Origin of the sequence: Bacteroides sp. HMSC067B03 (assembly GCF_001811315.1) — a bacterium.
Taxonomy (GTDB): domain Bacteria; phylum Bacteroidota; class Bacteroidia; order Bacteroidales; family Bacteroidaceae; genus Bacteroides; species Bacteroides faecis.
The window spans coordinates 1-362 of record NZ_KV804461.1 but is presented as its reverse complement, the minus strand read 5'-3'; the positions used below and the strand labels follow the sequence as shown (position 1 = coordinate 362).

General features: G+C 35.4%; 1 protein-coding gene. It reads left to right on the top strand.

Annotated elements, in window-relative coordinates:
* The coding region (locus HMPREF2794_RS23515) for a helix-turn-helix domain-containing protein (protein WP_139147294.1) at positions 1–362 on the top strand (362 nt) is incomplete at both ends.

Genomic DNA, 362 nt, shown 5'->3' with positions numbered 1-362 from the left:
CAGGTTCTTCGCTCTTTGGATATATTGCATGAATCGAAAGTATCGGTTTACATACAGAACTTGGGCTTATATACTTTGCAACCAAATGGGGAAGTTAATCCAATAGCTTCTATCATGGTGACAGTACTTGCAGAAATGGCAAATATCGAAAGAAGCAATATCCAATATCGTTTGAATAGTGGTAGAGCGAATTATATTGCTAAAGGTGGTAAACTTGGCAGAAAGACAGGTTCAACCAAAACGGATGATAAGAAGAAAGAAGAATATAAAGAAGTCATTGCTTTACTAAGAAAAGGCTATTCAATCAGAAATATAGCTAAGCTACAAAGTATTGGTATTTCCACCGTTCAACGGATAAAAAA